Raw genomic sequence first — 13,569 nt, 5'->3', positions numbered from 1 at the left:
GGTCGCGCCGGGCCGCGATGTCCTACGGCCGGAACCGCAGCACCTGCGGATCGTGGTCGCTGTTCTGCTCCGCGAACTCCGCGTTGATGTGCACGCTGTCGTACGAGAAGCCCCGTCCGACGCCGGGGCTGGTCAGGATCTGGTCGAGGACCTGGGTGTTGCCCTGGTAGACGTACGAGTAACGCTCCGAGCGGGGCAGGGACTTGACGGCGGACTTCAGCGCGCCGCCCGCCTCCAGGGCCTCGGTCGTCGCCGAGAACTCGAAGTCGTTCACGTCCCCCAGGACCACCACGTCCGCGTTCTTCTGCACCGTGCGCACGTCCCGCACGAAGGAGTTCACGGCCTGCGCCTGCTGCAGCCGCTTCGCCTCCGACGAGCGCACCGGCGGCTGGTGCCGCGAGGTGAGGCCCTCGTCGCCGCCCTTGGACCCGAAGTGATTGGCGACCACGATCACGGGCCGCCCCCGGAAGCTGAACTCACCGGCCAGCGGCTTGCGGCTGTCGTTCCACGCGGCGTTCGCGGGGTCGACACGCCCCGGGGAGAGCGTCAGCGCGGCGCGCCCGGAAGAACGTACGACCCCCGTGCCCGTCGTCGCGTCGCCCTTTCCGCGGTCGGTGAAGGAGACCCGCTCGGGGTTGAAGAGGAACACCTGGCGGATGTTCCCGCCCGGCTCCCCGCCGTCCTTGTTGTTCTGGGGGTCGATGGACCGCCACGCGTAGCGCGGCCCGCCCGCGGCGACGATCGCCTCCGTGAACTTCTTCAGGGTCGCCTCCGCCGAGACCGTCCCGTCGTTCTTCGCGCCGTTGTCGTCCTGGATCTCCTCCAGGGCGAGGATGTCGGGCGAGGCGAGATTCGAGACGACGGCCCCGGCGAGCGCGTCGAACTTCGTCTGCGGATCGGTGGGGTCGAGGTTCTCCACGTTGTACGTCGCCACCGCGAGCTCGCCCTTGGCCTGGCGGCGCGTCTTCTCCCGCTCCAGACCCTTGTCCGTGACCTTGCCGAGGGTCCGCGCGACCAGCGTGTACCCGCCGAACTGGTTGAAGTCCAGCGGCCCTTCGGCGCCGCCGGACAGCGCGTCGCCGACGTTCGCCTTCGGGAAGGGCTGCTCGGAGACCGGGGCGAGCTGCTGGATCTGGAGGCGGCCGGTGTTCTGGTCGTCGTAGGACTTGTAGACCGTGCCGCCGCGCCGGCTGGGGTTCTCGTGCGGCTTCACGGTGATCCACAGCTCCGAGTACGGATCGGTGGCGCCGACCACGCGCGAGGTGCCCACGCGGACGTTCATGCCCTCCAGGGACTCGTAGAGGTCCAGGGCGTACGAGCGGGGCTTGAGCCGCAGCGCGCTGATGTCGCCGCCGTTCGCGGGGTCGCCCTCGGGCGCGTAGGCGGAGGGGACCGTCTCGGCGGTCACCGTGACGGGCGCGGGCAGTGCGTTGCCGGACGACTCGACGCTCACCGTCGGCTTCGTGATCTGCGTCAGGGACTGGTTGCCGGAGGACTCGCCGCCGGGGACGTACTCGCCGACGGTGCCGGAGACGCGGACCGCGTCACCCGCCTTCACCGTCAGGGCGGCGGACCCGGTGTAGACGAAGACGCCCTCGCTGGTCGCGGGGTCGCCGTCGCCCTTGGGGTCCTGGAGCCAGAAGCCCTTCGAGCCGTACGAGCGGACGCCGGTCACGATGCCCGTCACGTCCGTGACCTGCTGTCCCGCGAGGGGCGAGAGGCGGGTGGTGCCCTGGATGTCGTGCACGCGCACCCCGGCGGCGGAAGCGGACGACGAACCCACGGCGAGCAGCCCGGCCGCGAGGGCGGTGGCCACGACGGCGGAGACGGCGGCGGATCTCACGGCGGGCCGGGTGGTACGGGATATGTACGGCATGGAGAGACTCCGGATGAGGGTGAGTACGTATATGAGGGGTGAGTACGTAGGAAGCGGGTGAGGCGAACCGGCGGGTGCCCGGCGCTCTACGCGCGTCAATCTCTTGTGTGACCAGGGGAGTTGTCAAGGTTCGGCGGGTGTTCTCACCGTGTATGTCTTCTGACAGGGACATGAACCGGGCGGCATGGGTCCAAATCCGTCTAGGCTTCAGCCCAGCCGACCCTTCCCCCGGCTCCCGGCATTGCGCGAGCAGGGGAGGCCCCATCCTTCGGAGGAGAACCAGCCGATGTCCGTAAGTCCCGCCACCCTGCCGCCGGTGCTGCTGCACTCCGAAGCGGAACTCGCGCGGGCCGCGCTCGCCACGCCGCTGCTCTCCCGCGCCGCGCGGCTCGCCCGCTGGGCGGGGCCCGAGACGCGCGTCGGGGCGGGCGGTGAGCTCATCGAGGAGCAGCTGCCTGCGGCCGCGGCGGAGCTCGGCCTCGCGGCGGACGACCCGGACGCCGCCGCCTACGCGAGCGAGGCCTGGCGCGTGGCCGTCGACACGGGCCTGGTGGACGTCACGGACGGGGAGGAGTCGCAGGGCCCGGACGGAGCAGACGCCCCGGGCACGGTGACCGCGGGCGAGGACCTCGCCGCGCTCACCTCCGGCAGCCCGCAGGACATCCTCGGCGTCTGGCTGGGCGCCCTGGACACCGTGTACGGGGACGCGACCGTGCCCGACATGGACAACCTCCTGGACGTCCTGGAGGAGAACGGCGAGATCGACTTCGAGGAGCTCGGCTGGGACCCGCAGGCGGAAGCGGACTTCCTGGACGGCGTGCTCGGCAACCTGTACCTGCTCACCGCCGGGGACGCGGGGGCGGGCGAGGGCCCGGTGCCGCTGCCCGCGCTGGCCGCGTCGATGATCGTGCCCGACGACATGGGCGAGCCGACGGACGACATCCTGGAGCAGGTGTCGGACGCGATGATGAAGCTCGACGACCAGTTCCGGCTCTTCGAGCCGCTGGGGCTCGTCGAGTACCAGCCGGTCGACGAGGCCCTCATGGTGGACATCGACGAGGCCGACGCACCGCTCCCGGACGACGACGAGGACGTCTCGCGGTACGGCATGGTCAAGCTGACGCCCCTGGGTGTGTACGGCATCCGGGCGCGGATGCTGGAGGCGGGCGTGGACGCCCCCGCCGTCGGCGATCTCGCCGACAAGGGCGCCGACGCGCTGCTCGAAGGCACGGCCGGGTTCCCGCAGGCCGCCGCGCAGGCCGAGATCGAGCTGTGGCTGGCCCGGCACGAACCGCTGGACGCGGCACGGGAGTTGCTGGCCGCCGCGCGCGGCGGCGACGAGGGTGCGCCGCTGCGGCGGCTGCGCTGCCAGCAGGCGCTCTCGCTGGTGGGCCGCGAGGCGGAGCCCGCCCTGCGCGAGGTGCTCGACGACGCGGAGCTCGGCGGGCTCGCCCGGGTGTGGCTGGCCGAGCACGGGGCCGCCGACGTGCCCCCGCCCTCCGAGGCGCTCGTCTTCTGGCTGACCATCGACACGATCGCCGCCCAGCTCGCCGCCGAGGGCAACTCGGACGAGCTCCAGGGCCTGGTGGAGGGGCTCTCCGAGCAGCACAGCGGGTTCTTCGCCGCGGCCTGGCGGGTCGAGCACCCCGCCACCGCGGACGTCCTGGAGGCGATGGGGCGGCTGCACCCCGACAAGAAGGTGGCCAAGGAGGCCCGCAAGGCGGCCTTCAAGGCACGCTCGCAGCAGGGCGTCTGACGCCGGCGCGACCATGGCGCGAACCGGCCGGGGCGGACCTTCCGCCCCGGCCGGCTCTCCGTTCTCCGGTCTCCGGTCTCCGTTCTCCGGAGATCAGCTCAGCTCAGCACTGATACAGCGTCGTGTGCTTGAACGACGACGTCGCGCCGTTGAACCCGTACGTACCCCGGTACGCCGGAGGGTTCTGGTACTCGCCGACGATCGTGATCGTGTTGGCGCAGGAGCCCTGGCCGGTGCGCTTGGCGTCCAGGCGGATGCTGTCGCCCATGACGCCGCCCGTGATCTCCCACGGGGCGCCGCAGATGCCGGAGGTGATCTGGCCGCCGGTCACCACGTGCGGGTAGGTGTTCGGGTTGAACTTCACCTCCATGGCGAAGGTGATGGCGCCGTTGTGCAGCTGGAGCTTGCACGTGGTGGCGACCGCCTCCGCGGACACCTCTTGGGGCGCGGCGAACGCCTCGTCACGCGTCTTGACCTCGGCGCCCTGCGGATTGTGGAAGTGGTGCTCCCCGCGGCTCTGGCCCTTCTGCTTGCGTGCCTGAGTGGTCATGAATGCCCTCCTCTCGTGGTGCGACCGGTCAGGCCAGCTGTTCGGAGACCTCGACCCGCAGCAGCGCGCGGACGTTCTCGAAGTGGTTGAGCACGGTGACGGTCGAGGAACCGGCGAACAGCAGGCCGAGCGCGACGTTGTCGAGCGAGGTCACCAGGGACCCCGAGTCGCCGCCCGCCGAGATGTTCGTCGTGAGGATCTGGTCCTTGAAGCGGGCCGTGCCCGCCGTGCCGTAGTTGACGTCGATGGTCGCGTCGACCGCGATGATCCGGCCGAAGGAGATGTTGGTCGTCCGGCCGGTCTTCTTCACCAGGTCGCCGACCGCGACGTTCGCCTTGCGGCGCCAGGCCCTGGGCGCACCGCTGAAGTACGTCTCACGGGTCGCGTCCTGGAACTCGACGGTGCCGAGCGCTGCGTCCACGACGTTGTTGTGCCGCTCCAGCGGGATCTGCGGGGCGAACTGGATCGTGATGAAGCGCGCCAGGGTCGCGATGCGGTCCGCCGGGTCCTTGCCGCCGTCGAAGACACCCGGCTGCACGATCGCGCTGCCCAGCTGGGCGCGGTTGGAGTCGGCGAGCACGTGGTTGTTGGACAGGATGTAGAACCTCGCCGGTACGCCCAGGCCGGGGCCCGGCGGGTCGACGGAGGCGCCGGGCAGGAAGTCGTAGACCACGCTGCCGAGCGTGCCCGCCGTCACGCGTACGTTGCCGACCGAGAAGCCGGAGGGGCACGGACGCATCCGGCGCTTGAGGAGCTGCGGCTCGAACGCGCCGAGCCCCTGGAGCTCTTCCAGCATGGGCTGCGTCAGGCCCGCGAGCTGCTCGCTCACGCCGCCGTCGGGGCCGTACACGATCGAGCGGTCGTCGGCGCGGCTCGCCCTGCGCTGCTGCCGCTGTGCGGCGACGTGGCCGACGGCGACGACGTCGGTGGGGGTGCCGTCGTCCATCTGGGCGGGGATGACGTCCCGCTCCGGGAGCATGGACTCCGGAACCTTCTGGGTCACGAACACGATGACCGCGGGTTCGCCGGTGGGCTCTCCGTCGATCCACTTCACGCCGTGGCCGAAGCCGACGACGTTGGCCAGCGACGTCTGGGGGCCCAGGAAGTCCCCTGTCGCCTGCTGGCGCGAGCTGTCACTGAGCTGACCGCCGGTGGGTCCTCGCATCAATTCGGGCTGGCTCACCACGCCAGACCACCTCTTCCCCTTGGTTGAAGGGTGGAGTTCCGGTCCGCTCGCGCAGGCCGTCCTACTGCGCCGTCCTACTGCGCCGTGGGCTCGCCGATGGCGAGGACGCGCACGGGGACGCCTTCGAGCGCTTCCGGAATCACGTCTTCTTCCCGGAGCCGGTCACGGGGCACTTTGCGGACGACGAACACCACGATCACATCCGCCCCCGAGTGCTCGTCCCTCCCGATGCCGACACCGGTGACATTGGCCAGCTTCATCAGCAGGCCCTCATGGAGGCTGCGTGCCTGCGAAGCGTCCACGCGGCTCGCCTCCCCAAACGGGTGATGCAGGTAGGGGATGTCTATTGCCGTGTGGATGGCGGGTCAAGGCGTTCTGCACGAAATCTTGGCATTAGGGGTGATCCGTGCCTGTTGACCTTGTTTACGAAGCCTCTTCTGTGTCTCTTCGTTCTCCTCCGACCAGCGGCTCACGGGCGCGGGACCACTGGTTCACGTACGCAGATGTGAAGCCCCGTTGAGGTCGAGGACCGTGCCCGAGGCCCACTCCGCGACCGGCGAGGCCAGCCACAGCACCGCCGCGGCGATCTCGTCCGCCGTGCCCGCCCGCCCGAACGGGCTCTGCGCGCGGATCGCCGCGCCCTCGTCCCCGCTCAGCCGGTGCGCGACCCGCTCCGTCTCGAAGAAACCGGGCGCCACCGACGCCACCGCGATCCCGTACGGCGCGAGCGACACCGCGAGGGACTGGCCGAGGGCATGGACGGCCGCCTTGGTCGCCCCGTACGCCGGGTGGTCGGGCTCCCCGCGGAACGCGCCGCGCGAGCCGATGTTCACGATCCGGCCGCCCGTGCCCCGGTCGATCATGCCGCGGGCCGCCAGGTGGCTGAGGTTCGCCGTGGCCAGGAGGTTCACCGACACGTGCCGCTGCCAGAGCGCGGCCCAGTCCTCGTACGACGTGTCGGCGAGGGGATGCGGCAGGTTCACGGCGGCGTTGTTCACCAGGACGTCGGGGCCGCCGCCGAGCGCGGCGGCGGCCCGCCCTGCCACGTCCGCGGCGCCCGCCGGATCCGACAGATCCCCGCCCACCAGGGCATGGCCGTCGCCCGCCAGGGACGCGAGCGTCGCGCGCGCCTCCTCCTCGCGCGAGCCGAAGTGCACCGCGACGCGGTCGCCGTTCTCGGCGAAGGCCCGCGCGAGCGCGCGGCCCAGGCCCCTGGAGGCCCCGCTGATCAGGACACGGCGGCCGGTGGCAGGCAGGTTCATGGAAGGAAGCCCCTCGACGTCGGACAGTGTTCAACCGCCGTTTATACGTGAGCGCGAATGTGACGCCGACAGCAGCCCGGCCGCGCCCCGGCCCCTTGCACCCGCCCCGAGGAGACATCATGTCGCTCACCCGCAGGGACTTCGCCAGACGCTCCGCGATCACCGGCGCGGGGGTCGCCCTCGCCGGCAGCGTCGGCGCGCTCGCCACGGCACCCGGCGCGCTCGCCGCCCAGGAGACCACGGAGGACGGGGCCGACGGCGCCGACGCGCTCGGCCACGCCCCCGGCTACGGCCCTCTGATCCCCGACCCGGACGGCCTGCTCGCGCTGCCCGCCGGATTCTCGTACCGCGTCCTGACCCACAGCGGGAAGACGAAGCTGGAGAGCGGCGAATTCACGCCGTCCAACCACGACGGCACGGCCACCTTCGAGGGACCGCGCGGCACGACCCTGCTCGTCAACAACCACGAGCTGGCAGGCCCCCGCGCCAAGTGGCCGCACCCGGTCCCGCTCACCGAGGGCCTCGTCTACGACCCGGCGGCCGCGGGCGGCTGCACCGTCGTCGAGGTCCGCCGCGACGGGCACGTCGCCGAATGGGTCGGCATAGCGGGCACCGCCACCAACTGCGCGGGCGGCAGCACTCCCTGGGGCACCTGGCTGACCTGCGAGGAGACCGAGGACCGGGCCGGCAAGAACGGCATGACCAAGGACCACGGCTACGTCTTCGAGGTCGACCCGCACGACCGGCGCGCCAACCGCGCCCCCAAACCGATCAAGGCGCTCGGCCGCTACGCCCACGAGGCCGTCGTCGTCGACCCCAAGCGCGGCCACCTCTACCTCACCGAGGACGCGTCCGGGCCGAACGGCCTGCTCTACCGCTGGACCCCGCCGCACGGCTTCAAGCACGGCCGCGGCAAGCTGCGCACCCTCTCCGACGAGGCGGGCGTCCTCAAGGCGCCCAAGTGCTACGACTCCGGCGGCCGCTTCGTCGACGACCTCTCCCGCGCCACCAGGATCGGCACCGTGTACGGCGTGGACTGGATCGAGGTCCCGGACCGCGACGCGCGTACGGTCCCGGTGCGCGAGCAGTTCGACGACGGCGACATCACGCGCGCCCGCAAGCTCGAAGGCATGTGGTGGGGCGACGGCGGCGTCTACATCGTCGCCTCGTACGCCCGCGACGAGAGCCCCGTCCAGCACGACGGGCAGGTGTGGTTCTACCACCCCTCGCGCCGCACCCTCACCCTGAAGGTCCTGCTCGGCGTCAACCCCGACCCCTCCGAGGACGGCGCGTTCGACGGCCCCGACAACATCACCGTCTCCCCGTACGGCGGCCTCGTCATCGCCGAGGACGGCGACGGCATCCAGCACCTCTTCGGGGCGACCGAGCGCGGCCGCACGTACCCCATCGCGCGCAACGAACTCAACGCGGGCACCCCCGAGAAGCCCTCCTACAGCGAGTTCACCGGCGTCACCTTCTCGCCCGACGGCAAGACGCTCTACGCCAACATCCAGACCCCCGGCATCATGCTGGCGATCACGGGCCCCTGGCGGCGACAGCGCCACTGACCGGCGGCCACTGACCGGCGGTCGCCTATCGGCGGCCACCGAAAAACAATTGGCCCCCCGAATCACCGCTCTCTTAGAGTGAAACTCCTTCCGGTGCGCGGGCGGCGGCTACTTCTTCTGATGAAACCACGCCGCCGCCACTTTGATCTCGGAAGGCAGTAATTCTGAATTCGGGGGAATTCCCATGGCACGCTTCAACACCAAGTCCGCGAAGGCACTCGTCACTTCCGCCGTGAAGTCGACCGAGCGCACCGCGGCGACTCATCAGGGCGGCCGGGGCCGTGTGCGCGACCCCCGTTCCGAGCTCTTTCTGCTCGCGGTGGCGAATTTCGTTTCCCAGCAGACCTTTTACGAGACCGGGGACGCCCGCGACAAGCGTTTCGCCACGCTCGTGCGCCGCCTCGCCGTCGAGGACCCGCAGTGGACCGCGGGCCTGCTCGGCTGGTTGCGCGGCGACGGCAACATGCGCACGGCATCGATCGTCGGCGCCGCCGAGTACGTCAAGGCGCGCCTCGACGCCGGTGCCACCGAAGGCCCCGCCAACCGCTCGGTCGTGGCCTCCGTGCTGCGGCGCCCCGACGAGCCCGGCGAGCTGCTCGGGTACTGGACGGCGGCGTACGGCCGGAACATCCCCAAGCCCGTCAAGCGCGGCATCGCCGACGCCGCACGCCGGCTGTACGGGCAGAAGGCGCTGCTCAAGTACGACACGGCGTCCAAGGGCTACCGCTTCGGCGACATCCTCAACCTCGTGCACGCAGCGCCCGACGCGGACAAGCCGTGGCAGGGCGATCTCTTCCGGTACGCGCTCGACCGCCGCCACCACCCCGACACCGCACTGCCGCCCGCGTCCGCCCGCATCCTGGCCGCGCACCGCGAGCTGATGGCGGTACCGGTCGCCGAGCGGCGCGCGGTGGTCACCGGCGCGGGTGGCGCCGAGCGGCTCGCGGCGGCGGGCGTGACGTGGGAGGCGCTCGCGGGCTGGCTGCAGGGGCCGATGGACAAGGCGGCCTGGGAAGCGGTCATTCCCTCCATGGGCACGATGGCGCTCGTCCGCAACCTGCGCAACTTCGACGAGGCGGGCGTCTCGGACGAGGTGGCGGCGGTCGTCGCGGACCGGCTCGCGGACCCGGCGGAGGTCGCGAAGTCGCGGCAGTTCCCCTTCCGCTACCTCGCCGCCTACCAGCACGCGCCGTCGCTGCGCTGGGCCTACCCCCTGGAGCAGGCGCTCGGCCACTCCCTTGCCAACGTGCCCGCGCTGCCCGGCCGTTCGCTGATCCTGGTGGACCGCTCCGGCTCGATGTGGTCGCCGCTCTCGGACCGTTCGCAGCTCAACCGCGCGGACGCGGCCGCGGTCTTCGGCACGGCGCTCGCGCTGCGGGCGGCGGACGCGGACCTGGTCGAGTTCGGCACGAACAGCCATCGGGTGAAGTACCGCAGGGGCGAGTCGGTCCTGAAGGTACTGAAGCGCTTCGGCGACCTCGGCGGCACGAACACCACCGAGGCGGTGCGCCGCTTCTACAAGAAGCACGACCGCGTCCTGATCGTCACCGACGAGCAGACGTCGTACCACCATCACGGTGGTCCGACCGAGCAGGTTCCGGCGGACGTCCCGGTCTACACCTGGAACCTCGCGGGCTACCGGGTGGGCCACGGCGATTCCGGCACGGGCAACCGCCATGTGTTCGGGGGGCTTTCGGACGCGGCCTTCCGGATGGTGCAGCTGCTCGAGGCGGGCTCTTCGAGCGACTGGCCGTGGGTGCGGGAGTGAGATGCGGAAGTGAGTGCGGACAAGGGGCTTGAGGGTCCGGACCTTCAAGCCCCTTGTTCTTGACGGGGATTGGTATCTAACATTTCAATTCATGGGAGCCATGCAACCGGTGCGCCGCACCCTCCTCAGGGACCAGGCGTACGCGTCGATCCGTGATGCGATCGTCGGCGGGGAGATCCCGCCGGGCAGCGTCGTGCGGGACGCCGACCTCGCCGCGTCGCTCGGCCTGTCCCGTGCGCCCGTCCGGGAGGCGTTCGCGCGGCTCGTGGACGAGGGGCTCCTGGAGACCAAACCGCAGAGCCACACCCGTGTGACGCCACTGGACGCGGCCGACGTCAGGGACGCGGCCGCCGTGGTCCGCGCCATGCACGAGCTCGTCGCCCGCAGCGCGGTGCCCCGCCTGGAGCCCGCGCACCTGTACGCGATGCGCGAGGCCAACCGCCGGTTCGCGGCGGCCGTCGCGTCCGGCGACGTGGAGGAAGCCCTGCGCGCCGACGACGACCTGCACGGCATCCTCGTCGCCGCCTGCGGCAACAGCGCCGCCGCCGCCACCATCACCCGCTACACCCCGCTCATCCGCCGCCTGGAGAGGCAGCGCTTCGGCGAGGGCGTGACCTGCGGCTCCGCCGAGCTGCACGCGCGGCTGATCGACGCGTGCGCGGACGGCGACCCGGACGCGGCGGTGGCCGTCACCACGGAGATCTGGCGCGTCCTGGAAGAACTCGCCCACCCCTGAACCGGCCGGAGGTCCCCGTGTCCGCAGCTCTCGACTCCTACGCCCGCTACCCCCTCCTCTTCGGCCCCTCGCCCGTCCACCCCCTTGACCGCCTCGGTCATCACCTCGGCGGGGCCGCGCTCTGGGCCAAGCGGGAGGACTGCAACTCCGGCATCGCGTACGGCGGCAACAAGACGCGCAAGCTGGAGTATCTGGTCGCCGACGCCCTCGCGCAGGGCTGCGACACCCTCGTCTCGATCGGCGGAGTCCAGTCCAACCACACCCGCCAGGTCGCGGCCGTCGCCGCCCGCGCCGGACTCAAGTGCGTCCTGATCCAGGAGAGTTGGGTCGACTGGCCCGACTCCGTCTACGACAAGGTCGGCAACATCCTGATCAGCAGGCTCGCGGGCGCCGACGTACGCCTCGTGCGCGCCGGATTCGGCATCGGCATCAAGGAGAGCTGGGAGCAGGCGGTGCGCGAGGTCGAGGAGGCGGGCGGCAAGCCCTACGCGATCCCGGCGGGCGCTTCCGACCACCGTCTCGGCGGTCTGGGCTTCGCCCGCTGGGCCTATGAAGTGGCAGAACAGGAGGAGGAGTTGGGGGTCTTCTTCGACACCGTCGTGGTCTGCTCGGTGACCGGGTCGACCCAGGCGGGCATGGTCGCCGGGTTCGCCGCACTCGCGGAGGAGGGCGGCCGCCCCCGGCGCGTGCTCGGCATCGACGCCTCCGCCGATCCCGACCGCACCCGCGAGCAGATAGCCCGGATCGCGCGCGGCACGGCCGAACTGATCGGCGTGCAGACCGAGGTGAAGGACGCCGACATCGAGCTTGACGCGCGCTATCACGCGGGCACCTACGGGCTCCCCGACGAGGCCACCCTGGAGGCGATGCGGCTCGCGGCCCGCACGGAGGGCATGGTGACCGACCCCGTGTACGAGGGGAAGTCGATGGCCGGAATGATCGATCTGGTGGAGAGGGGCGAGATCGCACGCGACGCGACCGTCCTCTACGCCCACCTCGGCGGGCAGCCCGCCCTGAATGCCTACAGTGCCCTGTTCTGAGCTCCCGCGAGGCTTGTGGGGCACAGTTGTGCGCGCGGTGCCACGAAGCAACTACGCAATGCTACGGGGAAACCGAGATTGTGTGTCGGTTTGATGCCGATGTGAGGACCGTGTGAGGTCGGAGCATGGTGCGGCAGGGTCCTGAGGGCGCATACTCGGAACATGACGAGGCCCCCCGGTACCCGACGCCACCTGCCGAACAGCCCCTTTAACGTTCCGCCGCCGCCCGCACCGCCCATCGAGCAGTTCGCCGTGGGCGACCGGGTCTCTCACGACCAGTACGGACTCGGACGGATCGTCGGAGTCGAAGGCGAAGAAGCCGTGGTCATCGACTTCGCCGGCCGTCAGGGACGCTTCCTCAGTCCCTATCCCAAGCTGGCCAAGCTCTGACCTGACGTACGCCTCCGGGCGCGTCCGCACGCACGCCAAAGGGGCGGTCGGCGGGAAGGTCCACCCCTTCCCGCCGACCGCCCCCGCATGTCCCGGCGTCTTTGCCGGGCGCCCGCGGACGCCCGTGGACGTCAGTGCGACGACTACAGCGCCTGCGCGGCGGGCTTCACCATTCCGCGCACGGTGCGTGACTTGACGAAGTCACCCATTGCGGTCATTTCCCACTCTCCGCTGAACTGCTTGATCAGCTTGGCCATCATCACGCCCGTCTGCGCCTCGGCGTTGGTGAGGTCGAAGCGGACCAGTTCCTCGCCGGTCCCCGCGTCGAGCAGGCGGCAGTACGCCTTGGCCACCTGCGTGAACTTCTGGCCCGAGAACGAGTTCACCGTGAAGACGAGACCCGTCACGTCCTGCGGGAGACGGCCCAGGTCCACGACGATCACCTCGTCGTCACCACCGCCCTCGCCCGTGAGGTTGTCGCCGGAGTGCTTGATCGCGCCGTTCACGATCGACAGCTTGCCGAAGTAGCAGCTGTCCACGTGGTTGCGCTGCGGGCCGTACGCGATGACCGAGGCGTCCAGGTCGATGTCCTTGCCGCGGAACGCGGGCTCCCAGCCGAGGCCCATCTTGACCTGGGACAGGAGCGGCTTGCCGCCCTTGACCAGGGACACCGTCTGGTTCTTCTGGAGGCTGACCCGGCCCTTGTCCAGGTTGATCTTCCCGGCGCCGGGGGCGGGGGCCGCGGGCGCCGGCGGAGCGGCGGGCGCTGCCGGGGCGGCAATGCGGGGGTCCGCGACCGGCGGGGGCGGACCCTGGACCGGGGCGCCGGTCGGAGGCGCCATCGGGGCGGCGGGCGCGGCGGCGGCCGGAGCGGCGGGGGCCGCGGGCTCCTCGACCGAGACGCCGAAGTCCGTCGCGATACCGGCCAGGCCGTTCGAGTACCCCTGGCCGACCGCGCGTGCCTTCCAGGCGCCGTTGCGCAGATAGACCTCGACGATCACCAGGGCGGTCTCGGCGCCGAGCTGCGGGGGCGTGAACGTGGCGAGCACGGAACCGTCGTCCGCGTTGCGGATCGTGGCGGTGGGCTCGATGCCCTGGAAGGACTGGCCCGCCGCGTCCGGGCTCGCCGTCACGACGATCTTCTCGATGCCGGCGGGCACGGCGGTGGTGTCCACCGTGATCTTGTCGGGGGTGGTGCCGCCGCCCGACTGATAGGTCACGCCGGGGCCCGCGGGCTGGTTGAAGAAGATGAAGTCGTCGTCGGAGCGCACTTTGCCGTCGGCGGTGAGCAGCAGGCCCGATACGTCGAGCCGCACCGGTGCGGCGACGTCCACCGCCACGCGGGTGGCGGTGAGAGGGATGTTCGAGCCGGGTGTCATAGCGGTCATGTCCGGGGTAACGAACGTCCCGGCTTTGCCGTTCCCTTACCTGCGCAGA

The 13,569-nt window shown here is 71.1% G+C and carries 12 protein-coding genes; 6 read left to right on the top strand and 6 right to left on the bottom strand.

All coding sequences use genetic code 11. The features are described 5' to 3' along the window. Nucleotides 1–22 precede the first annotated feature (22 nt). Nucleotides 23–1,876: an endonuclease/exonuclease/phosphatase family protein gene (locus tag ABZ906_RS13800; RefSeq protein ID WP_361381694.1), complete on the bottom strand. Its 1,854-nt coding sequence runs from the start codon at nt 1,874–1,876 to the stop codon at nt 23–25. A 286-nt stretch (nt 1,877–2,162) separates the two neighbouring features. Between ABZ906_RS13800 and ABZ906_RS13795 the strand changes: the two genes are divergently transcribed. Then, nucleotides 2,163–3,632 (top strand): hypothetical protein, encoded by a 1,470-nt coding sequence (locus tag ABZ906_RS13795; protein ID WP_361188311.1) that lies wholly within the window; start codon nt 2,163–2,165, stop codon nt 3,630–3,632. A gap of 103 nt (nt 3,633–3,735) precedes the next feature. On the opposite strand, the gene ABZ906_RS13790 is transcribed toward ABZ906_RS13795, so the two are convergent. The 4 genes from ABZ906_RS13790 to ABZ906_RS13775 all read right to left on the bottom strand — a co-directional run bounded on the left by ABZ906_RS13790 (nt 3,736) and on the right by ABZ906_RS13775 (nt 6,630). Then, nucleotides 3,736–4,182 carry a hypothetical protein gene (locus ABZ906_RS13790; protein ID WP_361188309.1) on the bottom strand — a complete coding sequence of 149 codons (447 nt, stop codon included), beginning with the start codon at nt 4,180–4,182 and terminating at the stop codon, nt 3,736–3,738. Nucleotides 4,183–4,210: 28 nt separating this feature from the next. Further along, nucleotides 4,211–5,365 carry a hypothetical protein gene (locus tag ABZ906_RS13785; protein WP_361188308.1) on the bottom strand — a complete coding sequence of 385 codons (1,155 nt, stop codon included), beginning with the start codon at nt 5,363–5,365 and terminating at the stop codon, nt 4,211–4,213. 77 nt (nt 5,366–5,442) lie between these two features. Continuing rightward, complete coding sequence (locus ABZ906_RS13780) at nt 5,443–5,670, bottom strand: hypothetical protein (protein WP_361381691.1); 228 nt, start codon at nt 5,668–5,670, stop codon at nt 5,443–5,445. Nucleotides 5,671–5,859: 189 nt separating this feature from the next. Then, nucleotides 5,860–6,630 (bottom strand): SDR family oxidoreductase, encoded by a 771-nt coding sequence (locus tag ABZ906_RS13775; protein WP_361188304.1) that lies wholly within the window; start codon nt 6,628–6,630, stop codon nt 5,860–5,862. A 119-nt stretch (nt 6,631–6,749) separates the two neighbouring features. On the opposite strand from ABZ906_RS13775, the gene ABZ906_RS13770 reads away from it, so the two are divergent. The 5 genes from ABZ906_RS13770 (at nt 6,750) to ABZ906_RS13750 (ending at nt 12,132) form a co-directional block, all read left to right on the top strand. Continuing rightward, nucleotides 6,750–8,198, top strand: a complete 1,449-nt coding sequence (locus ABZ906_RS13770) for an alkaline phosphatase PhoX (RefSeq protein ID WP_361188301.1) — start codon at nt 6,750–6,752, stop codon at nt 8,196–8,198. A 184-nt stretch (nt 8,199–8,382) separates the two neighbouring features. Then, a complete protein-coding gene (locus tag ABZ906_RS13765) occupies nt 8,383–9,966 on the top strand; it encodes a TROVE domain-containing protein (RefSeq protein WP_361381688.1) in 1,584 nt (527 codons plus the stop codon). Between the two features lie 91 nt (nt 9,967–10,057). Beyond that, nucleotides 10,058–10,702, top strand: coding sequence for a GntR family transcriptional regulator (locus ABZ906_RS13760; RefSeq protein ID WP_361381685.1), 645 nt, complete (start codon nt 10,058–10,060; stop codon nt 10,700–10,702). A 17-nt stretch (nt 10,703–10,719) separates the two neighbouring features. Further along, the gene (locus ABZ906_RS13755) at nt 10,720–11,742 is read left to right on the top strand and encodes a 1-aminocyclopropane-1-carboxylate deaminase (protein WP_361381682.1); all 1,023 of its coding nucleotides are present in this window, start codon (nt 10,720–10,722) and stop codon (nt 11,740–11,742) included. Nucleotides 11,743–11,904: 162 nt separating this feature from the next. Beyond that, nucleotides 11,905–12,132 (top strand): CarD family transcriptional regulator, encoded by a 228-nt coding sequence (locus tag ABZ906_RS13750; protein ID WP_135329399.1) that lies wholly within the window; start codon nt 11,905–11,907, stop codon nt 12,130–12,132. A 143-nt stretch (nt 12,133–12,275) separates the two neighbouring features. Here ABZ906_RS13750 and ABZ906_RS13745 read toward each other — a convergent pair whose 3' ends face one another. Then, nucleotides 12,276–13,511, bottom strand: a complete 1,236-nt coding sequence (locus ABZ906_RS13745; protein ID WP_361383137.1) for a TerD family protein — start codon at nt 13,509–13,511, stop codon at nt 12,276–12,278. Between the last annotated feature and the right edge of the window lie 58 nt (nt 13,512–13,569).

This window comes from Streptomyces sp. NPDC046925, assembly GCF_040644915.1.
Lineage (GTDB): Bacteria > Actinomycetota > Actinomycetes > Streptomycetales > Streptomycetaceae > Streptomyces.
Note: the sequence above shows the minus strand (reverse complement) of the source record. Positions and strands in the feature narration are given on the sequence as shown.